The sequence below is a fragment of the Photobacterium iliopiscarium genome (assembly GCF_003026395.1).
Lineage (GTDB): Bacteria > Pseudomonadota > Gammaproteobacteria > Enterobacterales > Vibrionaceae > Photobacterium > Photobacterium iliopiscarium.
The window spans coordinates 304,061-326,297 of record NZ_PYOO01000003.1; the positions used below are offsets into that span (position 1 = coordinate 304,061).

The window sequence follows — 22,237 nt, forward strand, 5'->3', positions numbered from 1 at the left end:
GCATTTTCATGCATAAAGTGATGGCAAAATGCTCAGCAACTAAACAAGAGGTTCATTTTGTCTCGCCCAATCCCTGCCAAGTCTACACTTCGAATTAACAATGCCATCCTTGATTGGAACGAAACGGGTAGTCCATTATCGACTGACTTTAATGATATCTATTTCTCAAATGACAATGGACTGGAAGAAACACGTTATGTGTTCATCAAACAAAATGGGCTACCTGAACGCTGGCATGATTTTGATCGACGTCGATTTGTCGTTGCAGAAACAGGATTTGGTACTGGGCTTAATTTTTTCGCGTTATGGCAAACATTTAAAGCCTTTCGTGAACAATACCCAGACGCAACCACCAAAGAATTACACTTTATTAGCTTTGAAAAAGCGCCGCTCACTCAGCAAGATCTACTCAAAGCACACCAAGTATGGCCAGAACTGGCTGAGTTTACTCAAAAACTTGATCAACATTATCCACCAGCCATTGCAGATTGTCACCGGATTGTGCTTGAAGACGGCATGATCACCCTTGATTTATGGTTTGGCGACATTAAAGATTGTATGCCTCAAGTTTGGGTTGGCAATGACGGTATTATTGATGCTTGGTTCTTAGATGGTTTTGCACCAAAGAAAAACCCCGAAATGTGGAGCCAAACCCTCTTTAACAATATGGCGAACATGGCACGATCTGGGTGTACGCTTTCCACCTTTACTGCTGCGGGTTTTGTTCGTCGCGGTTTAAGTGACGCAGGCTTTGATATCAAAAAAGCCAAAGGGTTCGGTATTAAACGGCATATGACGGTGGGGACTATTATAAAAAACCACCAGCAAGCGAATTTTAAGCCTTGGTTTGCACGTAGCTCACAACAAGCACCTCAATCTGAGCTAAACAATATTGCGATTATTGGTGGTGGTATCGCCTCCGCCACTACCGCTATCGCATTGATTCGTCGTGGTCAATCCGTCAATTTATATTGTGCAGATAGCAAATTAGCTCAAGGCGCATCAGGCAATCGTCAAGGGGCGGTCTATCCCCTCCTTAATGGTAAGCATGATTCACTCTCACGCTTTTTCGCACCAGGCTTTATTTATGCACGTCAATTTGTGGAACAAGCAGCCCAACATTGTCAGTTTGATCATGATTGGTGTGGCGTCACTCAATTAGCATGGGATGAAGACGGCAAAAACCTCACCGAGGCTGAAAAACAACACGCACTCACCACTAATAATAAAATATCAGCGCGTCAAACTCAAAAATTGGATTGTATGTTGGCTGGTGGATTTCCAACATCGTTAGTACAAGGTTTGAATGTAGAACAAACACGAGCCATCACAGGTGTTGAAACAAATTGTCGCAGTGTTAATTACCCGCTTGGTGGTTGGTTATGTCCGCAACAATTAACTCAAGCATTAATTGAATCTGCGCTGAAGACAGGCAAACTGACATTACACCTTAATAGTGATATTACGGCACTTGAGCAAATTGAAACCGAGAATAATCACCACCAATGGCAGTTAACGTTAGCTAATGGCACAACGGTTAATCACACTACGGTTGTGGTGGCGAATGGTCATCGCTTAGGTCAATATCCGCAAACAGCCCCGATTCCAACCTCATCAGTACGCGGTCAAGTTAGCCACGTACCAACCAATACGCCATTATCCAAACTTAAAACCGTACTTTGTTATGACGGCTATTTAACTCCAGCCAATACCAATACTGCCATCCATTGTATTGGTGCTAGCTATACTCGTGATAATTGCGATCTTGATTACAATAAAGACGATCAGCAGCAAAACAAACAACGGTTATTAGATAGCGTTCCCGCGACAGCACCATGGGCGAGTAAAATTGATGTTGATGCATTAGATCAACCATCACGCGCGCGCATTGGCGTCCGTTGTGCCAGTCGTGATCATTTACCGTTTGTTGGTAATGTGTGTCGTTATAATGATTTGATTAAGCAATATCGTGATTTAAGAGATAACCAGCTTTACGCTCAGAATATACCCGTTTATAAAAATTTATTTGCGATTGTCGGATTAGGCTCGCGCGGGTTAAGTTCAGCGCCATTATTAGGCGAGTTATTAGCATCACAGATCTGTGGTGATCCATTACCACTACCACACTCAGTGCTTGATGATCTCCACCCAGGACGAATGTGGGTACGGAAATTAGTGCGTGGGAAAGAAGTAAGATCATAAAAAAGGCGAAAGCAATCACGGGTTATTATTCGTCATCTCGGAAGCTGAGGGGCGAAGCTATCCGCGATCTATTTACCGCGTGATTGAGCCATACAGACACCAGTGAATACACGCTAAAATCCCACGAAGAACATAAACTCTACAACACGCGGATGGCAGATCCCCTATCTCGTTCGTAACCTCACTGTAGGGAATGACGGGGTGAGGTCTAGCATTCATTATTTCAAATACCATAGCCTATTATTTACATATCGGAAGCTGAGGGACGAAGCTATCCGCGATCTATTTACCACGTGATTGAGCCATACAGACGCCAGTGAATACACGCTAAAATCCCACGAAGAACATAAACTCTACGACGCGCGGATGGTAGATTCCCTATCTCGTTCGTAACCTCACTGTAGGGAATGACGGGGTGAGGATTGGCATTCATTATTTCAAATACCGTAGCCTATTATTCGTCATCTCGGAAGCTGAGGGACGAAGCTATCCGCGATCTATTTGCCGCGTTATTGAGCCATATAGACGCCAGTGAATACACGCTAAAATCCCACGAAGAACATAAACTCTACAACGCGCGGATGGCAGATTCCCTATCTCGTTCGTAACCTCACTGTAGGGAATGACGGGGTGAGGATTGGCATTCATTATTTCAAATACCGTAGCCTATTATTTACATATCGGAAGCTGAGGGACGAAGCTATCCGCGATCTATTTACCGCGTTATTGAGCCATATAGACGCCAGTGAATACAGTTACTCTACAACACGCGGATGGTAGATTCCCTATCTCGTTCGTAACCTCACTGTAGGGAATGACGGGGTAAGGTTTGGCATTCATTATTTCAAATACCGTAGCCTATTATTTACATCTCGGAAGCTGAGGGACGAAGCTATCCGCGATCTATTTACCGCGTGATTGAGCCATATAGACGCCAGTGAATACACGCTAAAATCCCACGAAGAACATAAACGCTACGACGCGCGGATGGTAGATTCCCTATCTCGTTCGTAACCTCACTGTAGGGAATGACGGGGTGAGGATTGGCATTAAAGAAACCAGTGAATACAGTTACTCTACAACGCGCGGATGGCAGATTCCCTATCTCGTTCGTACTTCACTGTAGGGAATGACGGGGTGAGGATTGGCATTCATTATTTCAAATACCGTAGCCTATTATTCGTCATCTCGGAAGCTGAGGGACGAAGCTATCCGCGATCTATTTACCGCGTTATTGAGCCATATAAAAACCAGTGAATACAGTTACTCTACGACGCGCGGATGGTAGATTCCCTATCTCGTTCGTAACCTCACTGTAGGGAATGACGGGGTGAGGCTTGGCATTCATTATTTCAAATACCATAGCCCATTATTCGTCATCTCGGAAGCTGAGGGACGAAGCTATCCGCGATCTATTCACCGCGTGATTGAGCTATACAGACGCCAGTGAATACACGCTAAAATCCCACGAAGAACATAAACGCTACGACGCGCGGATGGTAGATTCCCTATCTCGTTCGTAACCTCACTGTAGGGAATGACGGGGTGAGGCTTGGCATTCATTATTTCAAATACCGTAGCCTATTATTCGTCATCTCGGAAGCTGAGGGACGAAGCTATCCGCGATCTATTCACCACGTGATTGAGCATGAAAGACACCAGTGAATACACGCTAAAATCCCACGAAGAACATAAACTCTACAACGCGCGGATGGCAGATTCCCTATCTCGTTCGTAACCTCACTGTAGGGAATGACGGGGTGAGGCTTGGCATTCATTATTTCAAATACCGCTGCCTATTATTCGTCATCTCGGAAGCTGAGGGACGAAGCTATCCGCGATCTATTTACCGCGTTATTGAGCCATATAGACACCAGTGAATACACGCTAAAATCCCACGAAGAACATAAACTCTACAATACGCGGATGGTAGATTCCCTATCTCGTTCGTAACCTCACTGTAGGGAATGACGGGGGTTGGGTTCGTACATTCACAGTAAAAAATAACAGGCTTGGTTATCACAATAAGCTATCGTACAAATCTAACCACTGTGGATTATTCTCCGTAATTAATTGCTCCTTCCATGAACGACGCCACTTCTTTAGTTGCTTTTCTCGCGCAATCGCAGCGTGCATGGTGTCAAATACTTCATAATGCACTAAGTGGTGTACTTGATACTTTTGCGAAAAACCAACCACTACATCATTTTTATGCAGCCAAATACGGGCAACTAATTGGCTAGTTACCCCTATATAAAGTACTGTTTTCAACTCTGAAGTTAAAATATAAACCGCAGGCTCTCTACTCACTCGCGGCTATAATCACCGTCGCTTCAGGTTTAACCTTTCGTAACGCGTTAGCTAATGCCGTCTGCGCTTCCAAATCGCCATGCACGACTTTAATCACTTGTGGACCTTGCTCAATATCAGCCACAAAACTCACTAAATCCTCTTGCGCAGCATGGGCCGAATAGCCTGACAATTGGTGAATTTGTGCCGCTACATCAATCACTTTATCGTCAATTCTCACGACCTTTTCACCATCAACTAATGCACGTCCAGTAGTGCCTTGGGCTTGATAACCTGCAAAAATCACATCAGTACGTTTATCCGTTAATAAGGCTTTTAAGTAATTCACCACTCGCCCACCAGAGCACATGCCACTCGCGGCAACAATAATCGCAGGCTCACCTGAGTGCTGGAGTCGATTAACCAATTTGATATGATCAGCATGGCTATCAATAGTAATGCATTGCTCAAAAGCTAATGGATGACGTCCCATATAGCGCCGCTGTTTCGCTTCTTTCGCCCATAACTCATGAAAATAACGATACTCTTCAGTCACCTTTTGTGCCAAGGGTGAATCCAGTATTACAGGTAAACGTTGCCAAACCCGTTTAATGGTTTGATCTTCATTAGGATCAACATCCACTTCTGCAATAATATTTTCGAGATCAAATAATAATTCTTGGGTACGACCAACACTAAAGGCAGGAATAATAATCGCCCCGCCATCTTGTAATGAACGCTCAATAATTTGTTTTAATACTCGTTGTCGATGTTCAAGCTGGTGGTGAGGTTTATCACCATACGTGCTTTCAATAATTAACGTATGTGCCACTGTCGGCGCAATAGGATCAGTTAACAAGGGTGTATTTTTAGGCCCAAGATCACCACTAAAAACAACAATTTCATTGGTTGGTAATTTAATTTCAATATAAGCAGAACCAAGAATATGCCCTGCCGGACGAAAACGGATTTTAACCAGCTCGCCTGTCGGTAACACTATTTGCGCCCAACAATCATAAGGCACAGGACGAATACGCTGATGAATTAATGCTAATGCTGCTTCACATTGTTTATTACTCAGCCCTAACTGAATTTTCAATCCATCTTCCAACATTAACGGTACTAATGCAGCGGTTGCTTCAGTCGCATAAATAGGACCTGAAAATCCAGCCGCAAGTAACCACGGCAAGCGCCCAATATGATCAATATGGCTATGAGTCAGCAATAACGCCGCAATATTCTTAATATCAAATTCAATATCTAGCGTCTCACGCGCTTCTTTTCCTTGGAATAAACCACAATCAACTAATAGACTATTATCCCCCACAATAAGCTCATGACATGATCCCGTTACTCCCGTTTTCGCACCATGATGAACAATCTTCACTGCTCTATTCTCCTGCCGATAATAAATAGAGTTCTATAATGACAGCACACTGATGTTGTTAGAAATGTTAACAGATAGAACTAGGAAGCATTCGCCGTTACAATGTTAATGTAATGTAATAATCATTTAAGAGTTCTTAGTGGATCACAAAATAGCACCTAAAAATATACAACCAAACTCATATAAAATTTAATAGCTCTCTAATAGAAAATTAAGAGGGCTTACCGATTATGTATCCGATCATTATTGCCATTCATGGCAGAGGGAATAAACTGCCGACCACAACCTTAAGTGCACATTGGCAGCGAGCCCTTCAACATGGCTTACAACGTTATAATCAATCACAGTTACATCCTCAGATTGATTTTAAAATGGCCTATTATGCTGATCACTTTTATCAACAGCCGTTAGTACTATCAGCCTCCACAACCACCGCGATTCCGCATATTTACACCATTAAACCGTTACCAACACAGCATAGTAACCATGATAATCAGCTGCAATTAACAACCACTAACACCTCACTGTGGAGCGCTAAAATTGCAGAATGGATGGAAGATAAATTCAGTGTATTTTCTTTTATTTCAAAACCATTTTTAAAGTCACTGTTACCTGATATTCATCATTACTTTCATGATAAAAACTACCAACACGCTGTCGAGCAGCCATTAATAAAGCTTCTCAATCAATATCAACATCGACCAATCATATTACTTAGCCACTCGATGGGAACCGTGATCGCTTACAACGTATTGCACCAACTGAGTCGTCAAACCACACCCCCACAAATCAGTACTTGGTTTACGTTTGGATCGCCGCTTGGGCTTACCAGTGTCAAAGGCTTTTTACCCCAAATAACCCAACAACCGAGCGTTAAAAAATTAGCAACACCAGATTGTGTCACCGAACAATGGATCAATGTCAGTGATAAAACCGACATCGTATGCATCGATCATGATTTAAGTGATGATTACCTTGCTAATCGTCATCAAATAAAACCTCAAGATTGTTATATCACCAATGATTATCCGGGCAATTCACATAAGTCTTATGGCTATTTATGGAGTCATGTTATCGCGAAATATGGAATACCAAAGGTGACATTATGAAACCTTTCATCTTATTAGATCCCGGTCATGGCGGCATTATTAATGGTGTTTACCAAACCGCAGGCAAACGCTCACCATTATGGTCGAACGGTAAACAATTATTTGAAGGGGAATTTAATCGCGCCATCACCCAAGGCATAAGCCAAGCGCTGACCTTACACGACATTGAAAATAAAATTATTGTGCCAGAATTGGAAGATATCAGCCTTCGCACCCGCGTTAATCGTGCCAACCATTTAGCCTCCCAATACCCTAATCACCAATGTTTATTAATTTCAGTCCATGCCAATGCTGGCGGTGGCAAAGGGTTTGAGGTTTATACCAGTCGCGGCCAAACCACTAGCGACACCATTGCCGATCATATTGCTCACGCTTTTACACAAGTCTTCCCGAATAAACCGTTACGAAGTGATTACAGTGATGGCGACAGTGATAAAGAGCGCGGCTTTTATATGTTAAGAAAAACCCGCATGGCAGCAGTATTAACTGAAAATTTCTTTATGGATAATGAAGTTGAATGTTGTTTAATTTTAATGTCACCAAAGGGACGTCAAAAGATCATTGATTATCATGTTCAAGGAATTTTAGCGTGGGTAAGGGAGGTCGCAAGGGGTAAATTATCAAGGGGCAACAAAGCGCGTATCTATAACAAAGATTGAGTTAACCCCACAAAGTATCAATAAAAAAACAGAATCAAAATTGTCTCTGTTTTTTCTTGATACTTGTTACTTTACTCTTCAGGGAGCAACTTATGCTTCGTGTATGGTTGGTATACCAAATAAACGTTTAACAACAGCAGTAATGCGCCAAATATAATTGATCACCAAAAAATAACAGCCAAACATCACTAAAAAGGCAATAAACATGGTTGATTCATTAATACCGACCATTTCACTCCAAATACCAATCGCCGCACAGTTGATAGCCAGTAAACAAATCACAAACAGTGTTAATCGCGATGATAATCCCATACGCTGACAAATATGATGTAAATGTTCACGATCAGGCTTAAACGGTGATTGTCCTTTACGTATTCGACGGATCATAATCGTAGCCATGTCCATTAATGGAATCGCAATAAGCCACAATGCCGTTACCGGTTTAAATGCAACAATATCGACTTCTTGAGTACCACGAACTAATAGCCATACAACGGTAAAACCAATAAAAACACTGCCAGCATCACCCATAAAGACTTTAAATCGACGCCCAAAAGGTAGGCCAAGGTTAAGCATAATATACGGCACCATCGCGGCGACTAATAAACCACAGAAAAGAGCTAATTCAGTATTACCATTGAGATAAAATACATACCCCATTGCAGAGAATGTAACGGATGCTAATCCCCCCAATAGCCCATCAATACCATCGACCATATTGAAAGCATTAATCGCACCGATAAACGCCATCACCGTTACAATACCGCCAATAAAAGGAGACAACTGTAGCGTTTCACTGCCCATTAAATAACCTAAATTATCTAATGAATGGCCGCCAATACTAATAATGGCTAGCGCGATCCCGGCTTGTACTATCAGTCGTATTTTAAAACTAATATCGAAGTAATCATCAATAACCCCAACAACTAATAAAATTAAACCACAGCCGAGATAAAGCAAAAGGGTTAAATTAACAGGTAAAAATAATAACGTGGCAATAGCAAAAGCAATGAAGACCGAGATCCCCCCCACTAAAGGTATAACGCCTTGATGATGTTTTCGTACATTCGGTTTATCAACTAAACCTACCTTCTTAGCAACCTTACGCATAATGAATAAGCTTACAAATGACAGAACAAAAACATATATATATGAATATTCCATAATTAAATATTTACCTGTAATTTAAAGTAAAATTCGTTATCAATTCAAACAAAGACATTCTTTTAAATGATAACTTTGAGATTAACTTAATAACAGAAACTACAGGCACCATATTACAGAGCAATTAATAGCTAAAGGAATAAATAACCAAAACAAATAAAGCCAGAATGTTTAAGATAAATTAAACATAATAAATAATAAAGCAAAAACAAATACTAGAAAAATAAAGAGTAAAACAAAGACTTGAACAAATAAAACAACAACAAGAGCCAAATTAAATAAAAGTAATAAAATGCACTCAAAAAACAAGAATCATCACCACAGAAAATACCAAATAAAACTACATATAAATATGATATGTCACTATTTAAATAGCATTAAATAATAGGCATAAAAAAACCACAATCATTCAATTAAGAAATGTATTGTGGTTTCTTCAATATTATATATTAAGCTGTAACTGTCGTTTTTTTGTATGATCACATATAAAAAAACAGGCTAATATAATAACTATTTTTTTGCTTTTACAAGCTCAGAACTATAGTCATACTCACCTAAACGATCTTCACGACGCATTTGCTTTGCTTGCTTATCATACTCATCAAGTTTGCTTAACCACGTCATAAATTGCTTCAACAGTTGCATATTACTTCACCCTTAAATATATAAATATTCTGAACAACGACCTGTTCTGTTTGCAAGTATATGCACAACATTACTCATGATCCACCTAAATAATACATTTAAGGAATATTTGTGATAAAAAACATAACTGTCAAAAATATGACGGCACTACACACCAATAGCCATAATTAATTTTTATACTAAGCATTTTATTGCTTATCTAATGAGTCAAAAATGGGAGGTTTAATATTTAAAGGAAGAAATTAAAGAAGGGAGGTTTTGAGGATCAAAGGCCAGGCCAATAGTCGAAATCTGACCACTAAAAACACGTCATCTTCGCCCCTGCTCTTCTTTACTCGAACGTCCTCCCTTTTTCTGTTCTATTTTTCTCAATAGCTCAAACTGAATCAATGCAGTATTATTCATAGAAATAAAAGCATTATAAATGCGCGGCACACACAAAACCGTAGCCATAAATTAAATAAGATAACCATTATGCAACAGACCCAAACGGGCTGAGGTTGCCATTTGATAACCACTACTACGTTTAGCATTGGTTGGAGAATCAGTACCCGCCGCTTGCGCTAAAATAATATCGCGCATATGAACATCTTTTTGAGTAGCGCCAATACTACCAATACAAATAATACGCTTACCCCCAAAATCATGAATCAATTCATGACCATTGAGGGAATACCCGCACAACTAATAGAAAATCGCTATCTATTATTTCCTCCCCCTTCAAATTCAAAGCAAAAAAAAACGAGCTGCCACCTAACTTTTCAGCCAGATCACAACTCGTTGTTTAATTACTGTTATTTAGTTTATTACTGTCCCATTCCAAATAGAACAGTCTTCACTGTTAGTAACAGCACTTTTATATCTAACATCAAACTTTGATGTTTAATATAATAAATATCGTACTTATGTTTCCACACGGCATCTTCAACTGAAGCACCATAAGCATACTTCACTTGTGCTAACCCTGTGACACCGGGTTTAACGGCATGTCGAAAACGATAATATGGAATTGTTTTTTCAAGTTCTTCAATAAAAACTTCACGTTCAGGACGAGGGCCAATTAACGACATCTCATCTTTTACAATATTGATTAACTGTGGTAATTCATCAATACGGGTTTTACGAATAAATTTTCCTACTCGTGTAACACGTGCATCATTTTTAGATGCCCATTGTGCCCCATTCTTTTCAGCATCATTACGCATTGAACGAAACTTAATTACTTCAAATTCTTTATTATATTGCCCAGTACGACGTTGCTTAAAAAACACCGGTCCTGGGGATTCTAATTTAATAAAAATCGCTGTAATCAACCCAACAGGAATGGCAATAAAGGCTAACAATGCAACACAAAACAAATCGAGTCCGCGTTTTATTGCACGGCGAGGCCCACTAGACAATAATGAAAATGATTTCTGGTGTAAAAAATAATGAGGGTGTAATAATTCCGTTTCAATAAAACCTAAACGACGATCAAGGTAAGATACAATCGGTTCAACCCACGCGCCAGATTCTGTAGCCGCCACTAAAAAAACATTTTCATCATTATCAAATTCAGCCGAACGATAATGACAAATTAATTTACGCTTAAAATCAGTGATCGAATAATCATTTAAAACAAAATTAATATTATTACGATCTAATACCGTTGAAATAGTGTCAACTTGATCAAGCGGACAATAGACATAAACCAATGCCGATGTTTTCGCTATTGTTTGATCAGATAAAACAGGCTTGATTGCCTCATCCTGAGGGGTGACCGTGGTCATATTCATTACATAATCCAGTTAGGGTTAACGTCTTTATACTGTTTCTTATACAGAAAAAATTGACATTACATCAAAATAAACAACTTAGGCAATTGTATGCACACAAGTATTTATGCGCCAGATGATTATGCGTATAAAGATAGTTTTTATGAAGGTGAACAGCCACATAAAGAATATTGAATTTAATTTGGGTCAAAAAAGAGGTTTTGAAAGAAAGAAGCAGAGGACAAGGGACAAGGGACAAGGGACAAGGGACAAGGGACAAGGGACAAGGGACAAGGGACAAATTATATACAGGGTTTATTATTTCAAGGCTCAAAATTTAATATTTCGAAGCTCGTCATCTTCAACCCTGCTTTTCCTCATCCCTAAAAAAACTAAATCTTATTGCCCCATACCAAACAACACAGTTTTTACGGTACGTAGAATAATTTTTAAATCCATACGCAAGCTTTGGTGTTTAATATAATGAATATCATACTTGTGCTTCCAGATAGCATCTTCAACTGATGCTCCATAAGCATATTTAACTTGAGCAAGCCCAGTTACACCCGGCTTAATCGCATGACGGAAACGATAATAAGGAATTTGAGTTTCTAAATCCTTAATAAACACTTCTCGTTCTGGGCGAGGACCAACTAGTGACATCTCACCTTTTAAAATATTAATCAATTGTGGCAGCTCATCAATACGGGTTTTACGAATAAACTTACCGACACGGGTCACTCGTGCATCATTTTTAGATGCCCATTGAGCACCATTTTTTTCAGCATCATTACGCATAGATCGAAACTTAATCACTTCAAACTCTTGATTATATTGCCCTACCCGTTTTTGGCGGAAAAATACTGGTCCTGGTGATTCAAGTTTAATTAATACTGCAGTAATTAACCCTAATGGAATCGCAATTTTGGCCAATAATATGACGCAAAAAATATCAAGTACGCGCTTAACTACTCGATTTTTTTTGTTAGACAATATTGAAAAAGATTTTTGATGTAAAAAGTAATGAGGATGAAGCAATTCAGTTTCAGTAAAGCCTAAACGACGATCTAAATAAGACACTAATGGTTCAATCCACGCACCAGATTCAGTCGCTTTAATTAAAAAGGCATTTTCTTGTTCATTAAATTCAGCAGAACGATAATGGCAAATAACCTTATTTTTAAAATCGACCAAACTATAATCATTTAACGCATAATTGATATTATTTTTGCTTAGCACCGCTGTAATTGTGCTTATTTGATCGTTAGGACAATAAACATAAATAACAGCAGTTGTTGTTACGGCAGTCTGAGTTTCTGAAGTTACTGTGATAATTTCAGAATTTTGAGTAGAAGAGGTTATATCAGACATGATTTGTCCCTGATTTTTAGTGTCTTACTAATTGATATATTTTTTTTAATGCTGATTGTGGTAATAATCTAATATGCGATCGGATTAAGAAAGTTGCCATAATTTTAGGTTTATTTTTCACATCCATTTTTAAAACTTTATTCATAAAAGTCAGCTCTGAACGATAATAATCAATACCCTTACGTCGCTCTAACATACCATTACCTGTTCTTGCTTTGACAAGTACAGTATCAAGATTAACTAACTTATATCCTTTAATAAACATTCTTACCCATAAGAAATAATCTTCCATAAAGCGTAAATGTTGGTAGCCTCCGGCATCTAACACTGCGCTTTTACGAAACATTACTGTCATATGATTAATAGGATTACGCTTAAAAATTGAGTTACTTAAATCTTTATCTAAAGGTACTTTACGCTGACTTGTTATTACCAAAGGATCTGTGTCAAATTCATCAATATGACTACCACATAAAGCAACATCATCATGTTCAATCATATATTGATATTGTTGTTCAAACCTTGTTGTAATATTAATGTCATCAGTATCAACACGAGCAACTAAATCATATTTACAATGTGCTAATCCAGCATTAAGCGCTTCACCCAAACCTACATTTTCTTGTAAAATAACTTCAGTTATAGGTAACAATAATTTCCATTTATCGAGTACGCTATAAAGCTCTTGTGTTAACGGTCCATCATGAACAATAACTATATTTTTAGATTGTATAGATTGCTTGTATATTGAAGACATACATTGTTCAAAATAATTTTCTTTTTCGTTTTTATACAGTGACATTAATATACTATACATAAATTACTTCTTTATTATACCGATCACATTATTATTTTTTGTTACTAATAATGATGTAACAGATAAACGATCCATTAACTCATCAGAAGTTACTAATGATACTGATTCATCTATTGTTATTGGAGAAAAAGAAGCGATATCTTTTGCTTGTAAATCGAATGAGTTTCGCATATTGGTCTCAATAGCCCTACGTAAGTCCCCATCTGTAATTACACCATTAATTACATTATTTTCACTTACTAGAGATAAACCTAACTTACCACTTGAAATTGTATTTATAACATTCACTAGACTGTCATTAATATCAACAATAGGTAATGATACAGTAATCATCTCATCTCGAACTTTGCTTAATAAACGACGACCAAGATTCCCTCCAGGATGAAAACGCGCAAAACTTTCAGGTTGAAAATCACGTTTATCCATTAAGGCGACAGTCAAAGCATCACCTAAAACTAAAGTTGCAGTTGTCGATGTCGTTGGGGCTAACTGTAAAGGACATGCCTCTTTCGGCACTGCAATATCAAGATTACAATGTGCATATTTAGCTAAAGTAGAATCACTCTTTCCTGTAATTGCTATAATGTAATTCCCATTATCACGCAAAAAAGGTAATAACTTTAATACCTCATCAGTTTCACCTGAATTTGATATAGCTATAAATACATCTTCAGGTTTTACCATACCAAGATCACCATGGAATGCTTCACCTGGATGCATAAAAAAACTTGGTGTTCCGGTACTCGCAAATGATGCTGCTATTTTTTTACCAATAATTCCCGACTTACCCATACCACAAATTATTGTACGGCCATGAGTTGAAAGAATTACATCAATAGCTCGCTCAAATTCTGCTCCAATACGACTAGACATATAATCTAATCCTTGAATTTCAGTTTGAATAACTTGCTTTGCAATCTCAATAACATTCATTGTTATATTTCCATGATTAGTTTTAAAGCATCATAATCTGCTTGTGTATCAATTCCATGAGGTAACTCTTTATTATATACACAAGCACCAATTGCCATTCCATTTGATAACGCGCGCAACTGTTCAAGCTTTTCATACTTCTCTAACGACGACTCGGAGTATGAACAAAATAATTTTAAATCAGATACCCTATACGTATAAATCCCTATATGACGATACGCAAGATCTAGACTATCAGAATCATCTCTATTCAAAGGTGATGGTGAACGCGTAAAGTAAATAGCTCTCCCCTCATCACCAAGAATGGCTTTAACTACATTTGGATTGATAAAATCTTTATGTTCAAATATAGGTGTGACAGCCGTAGTAAGCGCAAATTTTTTATTTTCAAGTGCAAACAGAGCAAGTTGTTTAATTAATTGAGGTGGAATTAATGGCTCATCACCTTGAACATTAATCACCAAACTATCGTCATTTAAATTTAGCTTAGTGACAACTTCATTAATGCGATCTGTTCCACTTTCATGTTTATCTGATGTCATCATGACGGGAATATCTAATTCTTCTGCTAATTCAAATATTTTTTTATGATCAGTCGCTAGTATTATATTTTCAGAAGAAAAACCAGCCTCGATACAACGTTGAAAGACATGCCAAAAGATAGGAAAGCCATTAATGAGTAATAATGGTTTTCCTTGTAAGCGAGATGAGTTAAATCGTGCAGGTATAATTACTTTGATATTTTGATAGAGTGACATTATTAGGCCAATTTAGATTCAATAAAAGCACGACGATGAACCACTTCATCGATCTCAAGTAATGTTTCTAGTAATTCTTCCATATGATGCAGTGGCAACATATTTGGACCATCACATAAAGCTTGATCAGGATTAGGATGCGTTTCCATAAATAAACCATCAATACCAACAGCGACTGCAGCACGTGCAATGGCAGGAACATGAATACGATTTCCGCCTGTTGAGCCATTTAATGCACCTGGCATCTGCACACTATGGGTTGCATCCATTACAACCTTACAACCCGTTTCCTTCATGATGGTTAAACCTGGCATGTAATTAATCAAAGTGCCAAAACCAAAACTTGTACCACGATCACAAAGCCAAATATCATTATTACCAACAGCTCGACATTTCTCAACAACTGGTGCCATGTCAGAAGGGTGCATCCATTGACCTTTCTTAATATTTACAGGTAATCCCATAGAAGCAACACGCTGAATAAACCCAGTTTGTCGAACAAGGAAAGCGGGAGTTTGTAAAACATCAACTACAGATGCAACTTCATCTAATGGAGTGTCATCATGAACATCAGTTATAATACGAACACCTAATTGATCTTTGGCTTTTTGTAAAATTTTCAGACCTTCATTTATACCAGGGCCCGTAAATGCACTTGCAGACGAACGATTTGCCTTTGTAAAAGAGGATTTGGCAATATATTCAATTCCTAATTTATTTGTAATTTCCTGAAGTCGACCAAAAGTATCTAATACTAAACCTTCAGACTCTATTACACATGGACCTGCAATTAAAAACATTAATTAATACCTTTTAATAATTTATACTTATATTCATCATATGAAATATGGTCAAGAAATAAAGATGATGATTTAATCTTCAATTTAAATTTTTCATCATTAAAGTTTTCAAGCATACAATATAATTCACTATGATCAATATAAACATATATTGAGTCATTCATTTTAAGAGAATCATAAAAAGTAGATGAAAACACAGGTAATCTAGAATATAAACTAATGATAAGTTTAGCTGGAAATACACCATCCATATTACCTATATACGGAATTATTATTGCATCAGAATGTTCTATAATACTATTAATTAATTTATTCTGATCTTTTTCATACCCCATATATTGTATATTACTAGAAATATTTATATTTTTATCAACGCTCCCCCAAATCAACACTTTATATTTATTTGACAACTTATTAAGAAGTTCTATATCAACGTGATTTGAAACACTGCCGAAATAAGTAATAGTTCTTATTTTTTTTACGTTTTTAAACTTATCTACTGATATTGTAGATATTGGGGTTATTAAATGCTCAACTGTATAATCTTTTAAATATACATCTTTTATAAAAAATGAATCACATAATAAACGATCACTTTTATCATAAATTGCTTTTTCATTATGATATAACGCTTGAGAATACCCTCCCCAAACTGAAAAAGCTCTTATTGCATCAAATACATAATATTTATAATTATCTTTCTTTAAAAATAAGGCAATATCAACTGGAACGTATATAATAATAATGTCATATTTATTATTATATATATCTTTATGATATTTATGCATTAATAATTTATTTATTATTTTAGAAAAAACAAAAGGAGGAACTTGTTTAGACTTTATTACCCTTACGCCAGTTAACTTTTCATTAAAACTTGATGTTTTATCTAAGTATTTATTATATTTATCTTTAAGTACTCTAAATATATTACTGAAAGTTAATTTTGATGTTTTACACGATTCTAAAAAATCAACGTTATAACCTGACTCTGAAAGAATTTTGGCTGTTTCTTGATGACGTTGCCATGTAGCATCCCAACTAACACCTGATATTAATAGTGCTTTTTTATTTATCTCCAAATCGTTCACCTATCTGCTCTAAAAAAACATCATCAGAATATAAGCCACTAAAGAAATCTATATTAATCAAATACTCAAAAATATAATAATATAATAATGAATCATTTTTTAAATAACTATAAAAAGATCGTCCTAAAAATTCCACATCTTTATCAAGCAGTATAGCTTCCAAACCAGCAGTAGAATTTATCACACACACCTTATTCGCATTCGTCATTAATTTAAATGTATTTTCAGATGAAATAAAAACCATTTTATTTTCAACTAACTCTTCAATATATTTGATAAACTGCTGATCTTTTTCTGCTGGATGTATTTTGATAACCAAATCAAAACCATTATTCTTAGATTGTTCTAAATAATATTTGATAGCATCTTTATTATTATAATCACTATTAATTTTTATTTGCGAATCATCTGTAACTTGCAATGGTAAAAAGTAATATCCCTTATTTCCTAGATAAGATCCGTAATCTTTTATTGCTGTAGATTTTCTGTTAGGAAAATTACTCTTATACTTTAAAACAGAGAAAGAAGGTATATTAAGAATATAATCTAAAAGATTAAAAGAACGCCATATTATCTTATCTCTAATATTTTTATTTTTTGCCTGGCGAACATTATGATTACATGTTTTATTTTTAGTATATTCTTTTTTCCAAACATTTAATTTATTTATTTTTTCTGCTGATAACACTTCAGTATTATTATATTTTTCAGCAAAAGAATATAGATAAGAACTAGCATTAGATCCTTTATGATCAAAAAAAGTTTTCCCATCAATATTTGATAATTCAGAAAAAATAATTTTAAATCCACTTACCTCTTGATAATACTTTAGAATACAATCCTGAATATGGTATCCATTTCCTGCGAACACCAAGCAATTTTCATTTAATTTCAATTGATTAAGTAATTTCTGAAAAGATAATGATAATTTATTTGCAACATCAAAAGAAACATGTTCAGAAAGTATATCTATAGACTGTGAAATATTTATTTCGCTATGTGTATATTTAGAATCAAGTTTCATCCTAAATAATATAACATTATTCCAGCTACGTTTAATCAAAAAGTATGAATACAAATCCTGTACAACAAAATAAATATCATTTCCTTTTTCTTTATATTTAGTTGCTATAGATTCGTATAATTTAATTCTAAACGGGCTATATATAAAAAAATATACTTTCTTCATTTTAGTTCCAAATAACTATTAACTGTTTTTTCTATATGAAATTTATTAATATTAAAATTGTCGAATGGGTAAGTTTCATAATCAAATTTCCTCAACTTTTTAACTAAATCTAATTCATTATTTGTTTCATATAAGTATGATGATAATTTGCCAGTAAGAATCTCTCTTGGTCCACAATTGCAATTAGATGAAATAACAGGAGTACCTATAATTAATGATTCAACAATAACATTACCAAAACCCTCAAGAATAGAAGATAACACTAATAAATTACCCTTTCGTATATATTCATATGGGTTATCTACAAATCCTATAAAATGAACTTTATCTTCGATATTTAAACTTTTAGCAAATAACTGTAATTCTTCTTTAAGATCTCCACTACCAAGAAGTAGCAATGAATCATATTTTTGATCAACCTTACTAAATGCTGAAATCAATTCTTTCTGGTTTTTTATTTTATCCAAACGACCAACACTAATGATATATTTCCCATAAGTCGTCAAATCTAACTCATTTGAATTTGACTTTAAAATTATATTTCCTGTATCAAAAGGATTATATATAACGTTACACTCTTTAATTTTGAAATTATCTTTCAAGTCTGCCGCTATACCGTATGATACTGCCACATTTTTCTTCCATCTGGATGAAAGATTGATAACTAACCTATTTTTTAAATTTGATAATTTTCCTCTTCCCTTTAATAATAAATCAGACTTATAAGAATGAAATACATTATAAGTCTGATTACAATTTAAATACATGAACTGTAATATAGATGAAAGACTATGTATAAAAATTTTATCATATTTCTTTAAATTAAGATCTTTATTTAAATAATATATAAAACATGGTGAAAAAATAAAATATGCGAAGTTACCAAGAAATTTAAGACTATATGTATATAATTTTCGTAAAAATTCAGGCATGGATGATAATACGATATTTACATCAGGATCAATCTCGTAATCAATAACATTATCATATATATATATATCGACAGATTTACCATTTTTACAAATATAATTAGATATTTCACTAACAACCCTTTCAGCCCCTCCACCATGTAAAGAGGTACGTATCATAAGAATTTTCATAGTAATTTACTTTTAATATATAATGTTTTTAGGATCGCATTTAATAAAACCTGAATTAATATTGATATCAAAACACCAACAAAAGCAAATTTTAAAGATAAAATATAAATAGCGATTATAAAAATGACATTAATAATTAATGTCATAACAAACATATCTCGACCATTAGCCTTTGCTAAAAAAGTACTATTTATAACCATAAAAGTACCAATAATAATTTGTATTATTAAATATAATAAAAAATATTCTTTATATTCAACATATGACCTAGAAAAGAAATAACCAACCCAAAGTTCATAACTAAAATAAAGAAACATACTTAACAATAATAAGACAACAATAGAATAACACATTATTTTTTTTATTATTGAAAACAACTCATCTAGTATATTTTTATTTATTAAATCAACAAATTCACTGAAACTTGCTTGATATATAGGTAATGAAAGCTTACTAAAAACACCACCGAATTGAGTTAATAAACGATAAAACCCAACAAGTTCAACTCCACTAACTTTATTTATTATAAAAATAGTAAAATCTCTTATTGGGCTATCTGTTAATGTTGTGATATAGAATGGAAAACAATTTTTTATAGCTTGATAGAAAAATTTATTGTCCAAACTAACACAACCAACTAGCCGAGGTATTATATATATAAGACAAAGAATATAGGATAATAAGTATGAAAAAACAAACGCTATCAATAAATAGTCAAGGTTATTTTTATAAAAAATAAAAATAAAAATAGTAAGTATCAATAATGCTAAAACTTGAATTATTTGAAAAAAGTTAATTAAATGATGCTTATCTTTATATCGAAAATACCCATAAAATGTATTGTTTTGCATAACTACAATAACAATATAAAGATATAAAGGTATATCATTATCTTTAAAATTAAATATCTCAAAAAAATACGATTGTATTGTTAAAGCTACAGCGACACCAAATAAAGAAAATAAAGCCTCTAATATATAATAGGTTATAAAGGTTGATTTCTCACTTTTGGTTTCATTTTTCAAATCTTTAACTAAGGGCTGCCACGTTTGAGCATTGAATATAGCAGAAATAAATACAAAAAATGATACTATAAATACATAGTTACCAAAAAAATTCACTCCATAATATTTTGTTATATATGATGATGTTAAAAAATTGAAAACTGAAACAAATAGACCACCGAATAACAATACACCAATAGCTTTTCTTATCTTTATAAATGAATTACTCATTAATATTCCATTTATCTTTTATATATTTATTTGGTGTTGGATTTATATTTATTTTTTTAGCTGGTACGCCTGCATATATGCTATTTGGCTCGACATCTTTAGTTACTACAGAACCCGCTCCAATAATCGAATCATGCCCAATAAATACATCATCAACAATCATTACACCAGGTCCAATATAAACATTATCGTCAATAATTGCACCTTTATCATCATTAGAACCTATAGATGTAAACTGCGAAACATTAACGTTATTTCCTATCTTAACATTTTTATTTATAATAACACTTGTACCATGTCCTATATAGAAACCATAACCTATCTCAACAGATAACGGTATATGGATTATATATTTCCTAGAGAATCTTATATATTGTAATTTTGCCAATCTCCTAAAAATTGACTTACTCTTTGCCAGTCTAAACCAGACTAAAAATTTAAAAGAACGATTAAATAAATAGTAGAAAATCAACCCTCGAATGGTTAATTTTTTTCCTCCAGAGTAACGATTGTAATCACTTTTAATAAACTCGTAAAATTCCATTAACACAAACCTGTAATTTAATATAATTATATTATTTTTTTGATTTTACAATCTCACTATAAATCAAGAATAATGACAAATTAAACTCAATATTTAACAATACATTCTCAAAAATAGAATAAATCAATATATATAATGATATTATATATATGCTATCCTTAGTTACTTTTTTTAATCCGTAAAAATAAAATAGAACAACAAAAGTTACAGGTATAATACCTTTATAGATCAATAATGGTATATAGCTATTGTCTAAAGGTAAACTATTAAAATCATTTTCAACAGGTTGTCCTAATATAGAGGTATAGCTGAAGTTTTCAGATAAATACTCCCAAAAGTACATTGGTCTATTACTTAAAAGATAATTCAAAACAACATCATCATGCCCATAATAGGCTATTAAAACAGATGCTATAATAGTAAAAAAGATTAAACACCTTATACCTAATTTAACTGAATATCGTAATTTTGTTTTTATCAAATATATAAAAATCAAAGCAATGATATTTACTAACAGTCCTGTTCTCGATAGTGTTAAACTATAAACTAATGTATTTAATGAAATATAAAAAATAGTATCTAAAATATTCCAACAATCGAATCTTCGATAAATGTAATATGTAAAAATAGGAATCATAAAAACAAAAACTGAATTAGGGTTACCGAACCCATAATCATTTCTATTTTCCTTCATCCCATCAACTAATCTATAGTAAATATCAGAAGAATGTATAAACCCAAACTTATTACAAATGAGAACAATAGAAAAAAAGATTATATTTATTAAAAAATAATAAAAACAATACTTTTCAACTTTTATTGTTTTTGATAATAAAAGATATAACACTATAATTAAAAACTCTGCATTTCTTGAAAAAATATATGTTATACCAAATAATAGAGCTAACAATAACATTGATATTTTATATTTGCTTATAACTACGCCAAATAATAATACGAGAAAATTAGCAAAGAAAACAATTTGAATCATATCATTAGCGGATATAATACTTAGATATTTTTTCAGAATAATAAGTACAGTAGATACCATAAACATTAGAGTTACTACTTTTACATTAGATATTTGCACTTCAAACACCTATCAATAAAGGATGATATAAACTCAACAACACGCTGATAGTAGATTCCCTATCGCCCTCGCAGGCATTCGCTGTAGGGAATGACGGGGA

General features: G+C 34.5%; 19 protein-coding genes and 1 pseudogene. 3 read left to right on the forward strand and 17 right to left on the reverse strand.

Annotated features, from left to right (window positions below):
• Positions 1-57: 57 nt before the first annotated feature.
• Positions 58-2,202, forward strand: a complete 2,145-nt coding sequence (gene mnmC, locus C9J51_RS07150) for a bifunctional tRNA (5-methylaminomethyl-2-thiouridine)(34)-methyltransferase MnmD/FAD-dependent 5-carboxymethylaminomethyl-2-thiouridine(34) oxidoreductase MnmC (protein WP_082301472.1) — start codon at positions 58-60, stop codon at positions 2,200-2,202.
• Between the two features lie 2,019 nt (positions 2,203-4,221).
• Here mnmC and C9J51_RS07155 read toward each other — a convergent pair.
• Both C9J51_RS07155 and C9J51_RS07160 read right to left on the reverse strand, forming a co-directional pair.
• Positions 4,222-4,512, reverse strand: coding sequence for a GIY-YIG nuclease family protein (locus tag C9J51_RS07155; RefSeq protein WP_045039923.1), 291 nt, complete (start codon positions 4,510-4,512; stop codon positions 4,222-4,224).
• Positions 4,505-5,878 carry an MBL fold metallo-hydrolase gene (locus tag C9J51_RS07160; protein ID WP_045039924.1) on the reverse strand — a complete coding sequence of 458 codons (1,374 nt, stop codon included), beginning with the start codon at positions 5,876-5,878 and terminating at the stop codon, positions 4,505-4,507. The genes C9J51_RS07155 and C9J51_RS07160 overlap by 8 nt, the downstream gene beginning before the upstream one ends.
• A gap of 230 nt (positions 5,879-6,108) precedes the next feature.
• Between C9J51_RS07160 and C9J51_RS07165 the strand changes: the two genes are divergently transcribed.
• Positions 6,109-6,987: an alpha/beta hydrolase gene (locus C9J51_RS07165; RefSeq protein WP_052667971.1), complete on the forward strand. Its 879-nt coding sequence runs from the start codon at positions 6,109-6,111 to the stop codon at positions 6,985-6,987.
• Positions 6,984-7,646 (forward strand): N-acetylmuramoyl-L-alanine amidase, encoded by a 663-nt coding sequence (locus C9J51_RS07170; protein ID WP_045039925.1) that lies wholly within the window; start codon positions 6,984-6,986, stop codon positions 7,644-7,646. Before C9J51_RS07165 ends, C9J51_RS07170 begins: the two co-directional genes overlap by 4 nt.
• 90 nt (positions 7,647-7,736) lie before the next feature.
• Here the strand turns inward: C9J51_RS07170 and wecA are convergent, their stop codons facing one another.
• The 15 genes and pseudogenes from wecA to C9J51_RS07240 all read right to left on the reverse strand — a co-directional run bounded on the left by wecA (position 7,737) and on the right by C9J51_RS07240 (position 22,137).
• A complete protein-coding gene (gene wecA / locus C9J51_RS07175; RefSeq protein WP_045039926.1) occupies positions 7,737-8,810 on the reverse strand; it encodes a UDP-N-acetylglucosamine--undecaprenyl-phosphate N-acetylglucosaminephosphotransferase in 1,074 nt (357 codons plus the stop codon).
• A gap of 510 nt (positions 8,811-9,320) precedes the next feature.
• Complete coding sequence (locus C9J51_RS19685) at positions 9,321-9,455, reverse strand: hypothetical protein (RefSeq protein WP_258177835.1); 135 nt, start codon at positions 9,453-9,455, stop codon at positions 9,321-9,323.
• 462 nt (positions 9,456-9,917) lie between these two features.
• A pseudogene (gene deoD, locus C9J51_RS07180) lies at positions 9,918-10,124 on the reverse strand (purine-nucleoside phosphorylase); the annotation flags it as partial.
• Between the two features lie 137 nt (positions 10,125-10,261).
• A complete protein-coding gene (locus C9J51_RS07185) occupies positions 10,262-11,230 on the reverse strand; it encodes a sugar transferase (RefSeq protein WP_107274930.1) in 969 nt (322 codons plus the stop codon).
• 378 nt (positions 11,231-11,608) lie between these two features.
• The gene (locus tag C9J51_RS07190; protein WP_107274931.1) at positions 11,609-12,580 is read right to left on the reverse strand and encodes a sugar transferase; all 972 of its coding nucleotides are present in this window, start codon (positions 12,578-12,580) and stop codon (positions 11,609-11,611) included.
• A 16-nt stretch (positions 12,581-12,596) separates the two neighbouring features.
• Positions 12,597-13,397, reverse strand: a complete 801-nt coding sequence (locus C9J51_RS07195) for a glycosyltransferase (RefSeq protein ID WP_045039928.1) — start codon at positions 13,395-13,397, stop codon at positions 12,597-12,599.
• Positions 13,398-13,400: 3 nt separating this feature from the next.
• Complete coding sequence (locus C9J51_RS07200) at positions 13,401-14,330, reverse strand: KpsF/GutQ family sugar-phosphate isomerase (RefSeq protein ID WP_045039929.1); 930 nt, start codon at positions 14,328-14,330, stop codon at positions 13,401-13,403.
• A 2-nt stretch (positions 14,331-14,332) separates the two neighbouring features.
• Positions 14,333-15,088 (reverse strand): 3-deoxy-manno-octulosonate cytidylyltransferase, encoded by a 756-nt coding sequence (gene kdsB / locus C9J51_RS07205; RefSeq protein ID WP_107274932.1) that lies wholly within the window; start codon positions 15,086-15,088, stop codon positions 14,333-14,335.
• A gap of 2 nt (positions 15,089-15,090) precedes the next feature.
• A complete protein-coding gene (gene kdsA, locus C9J51_RS07210; RefSeq protein ID WP_045039930.1) occupies positions 15,091-15,888 on the reverse strand; it encodes a 3-deoxy-8-phosphooctulonate synthase in 798 nt (265 codons plus the stop codon).
• Positions 15,888-16,970: a glycosyltransferase family protein gene (locus tag C9J51_RS07215; RefSeq protein WP_107274933.1), complete on the reverse strand. Its 1,083-nt coding sequence runs from the start codon at positions 16,968-16,970 to the stop codon at positions 15,888-15,890. The genes kdsA and C9J51_RS07215 overlap by 1 nt, the downstream gene beginning before the upstream one ends.
• The gene (locus C9J51_RS07220) at positions 16,957-18,168 is read right to left on the reverse strand and encodes a capsular polysaccharide export protein, LipB/KpsS family (RefSeq protein WP_107274934.1); all 1,212 of its coding nucleotides are present in this window, start codon (positions 18,166-18,168) and stop codon (positions 16,957-16,959) included. Before C9J51_RS07220 ends, C9J51_RS07215 begins: the two co-directional genes overlap by 14 nt.
• Entirely contained in the window at positions 18,165-19,268 is a 1,104-nt protein-coding gene (locus C9J51_RS07225; RefSeq protein ID WP_052667982.1) for a glycosyltransferase, read from the reverse strand. Before C9J51_RS07225 ends, C9J51_RS07220 begins: the two co-directional genes overlap by 4 nt.
• The gene (locus tag C9J51_RS07230) at positions 19,265-20,503 is read right to left on the reverse strand and encodes a lipopolysaccharide biosynthesis protein (protein ID WP_107274935.1); all 1,239 of its coding nucleotides are present in this window, start codon (positions 20,501-20,503) and stop codon (positions 19,265-19,267) included. Before C9J51_RS07230 ends, C9J51_RS07225 begins: the two co-directional genes overlap by 4 nt.
• Positions 20,496-21,047 (reverse strand): serine acetyltransferase, encoded by a 552-nt coding sequence (locus C9J51_RS07235; protein WP_107274936.1) that lies wholly within the window; start codon positions 21,045-21,047, stop codon positions 20,496-20,498. The genes C9J51_RS07230 and C9J51_RS07235 overlap by 8 nt, the downstream gene beginning before the upstream one ends.
• 31 nt (positions 21,048-21,078) lie before the next feature.
• Positions 21,079-22,137, reverse strand: a complete 1,059-nt coding sequence (locus C9J51_RS07240; protein WP_045039936.1) for an O-antigen polymerase — start codon at positions 22,135-22,137, stop codon at positions 21,079-21,081.
• Between the last annotated feature and the right edge of the window lie 100 nt (positions 22,138-22,237).

Excerpts from the sequence above, each read along its gene's own strand:
- C9J51_RS07165 (WP_052667971.1), top strand. The coding sequence starts at position 6,109 with ATGTATCCGATCATTATTGCCATTCATGGCAGAGGGAATAAACTGCCG.
- C9J51_RS07170 (WP_045039925.1), top strand. The coding sequence starts at position 6,984 with ATGAAACCTTTCATCTTATTAGATCCCGGTCATGGCGGCATTATTAAT.
- wecA (WP_045039926.1), bottom strand. The coding sequence starts at position 8,810 with ATGGAATATTCATATATATATGTTTTTGTTCTGTCATTTGTAAGCTTA.
- C9J51_RS19685 (WP_258177835.1), bottom strand. The coding sequence starts at position 9,455 with ATGCAACTGTTGAAGCAATTTATGACGTGGTTAAGCAAACTTGATGAG.
- C9J51_RS07185 (WP_107274930.1), bottom strand. The coding sequence starts at position 11,230 with ATGAATATGACCACGGTCACCCCTCAGGATGAGGCAATCAAGCCTGTT.
- C9J51_RS07190 (WP_107274931.1), bottom strand. The coding sequence starts at position 12,580 with ATGTCTGATATAACCTCTTCTACTCAAAATTCTGAAATTATCACAGTA.
- C9J51_RS07195 (WP_045039928.1), bottom strand. The coding sequence starts at position 13,397 with ATGTATAGTATATTAATGTCACTGTATAAAAACGAAAAAGAAAATTAT.
- C9J51_RS07200 (WP_045039929.1), bottom strand. The coding sequence starts at position 14,330 with ATGAATGTTATTGAGATTGCAAAGCAAGTTATTCAAACTGAAATTCAA.
- kdsB (WP_107274932.1), bottom strand. The coding sequence starts at position 15,088 with ATGTCACTCTATCAAAATATCAAAGTAATTATACCTGCACGATTTAAC.
- kdsA (WP_045039930.1), bottom strand. The coding sequence starts at position 15,888 with ATGTTTTTAATTGCAGGTCCATGTGTAATAGAGTCTGAAGGTTTAGTA.
- C9J51_RS07220 (WP_107274934.1), bottom strand. The coding sequence starts at position 18,168 with ATGAAGAAAGTATATTTTTTTATATATAGCCCGTTTAGAATTAAATTA.
- C9J51_RS07225 (WP_052667982.1), bottom strand. The coding sequence starts at position 19,268 with ATGAAAATTCTTATGATACGTACCTCTTTACATGGTGGAGGGGCTGAA.
- C9J51_RS07230 (WP_107274935.1), bottom strand. The coding sequence starts at position 20,503 with ATGAGTAATTCATTTATAAAGATAAGAAAAGCTATTGGTGTATTGTTA.
- C9J51_RS07235 (WP_107274936.1), bottom strand. The coding sequence starts at position 21,047 with ATGGAATTTTACGAGTTTATTAAAAGTGATTACAATCGTTACTCTGGA.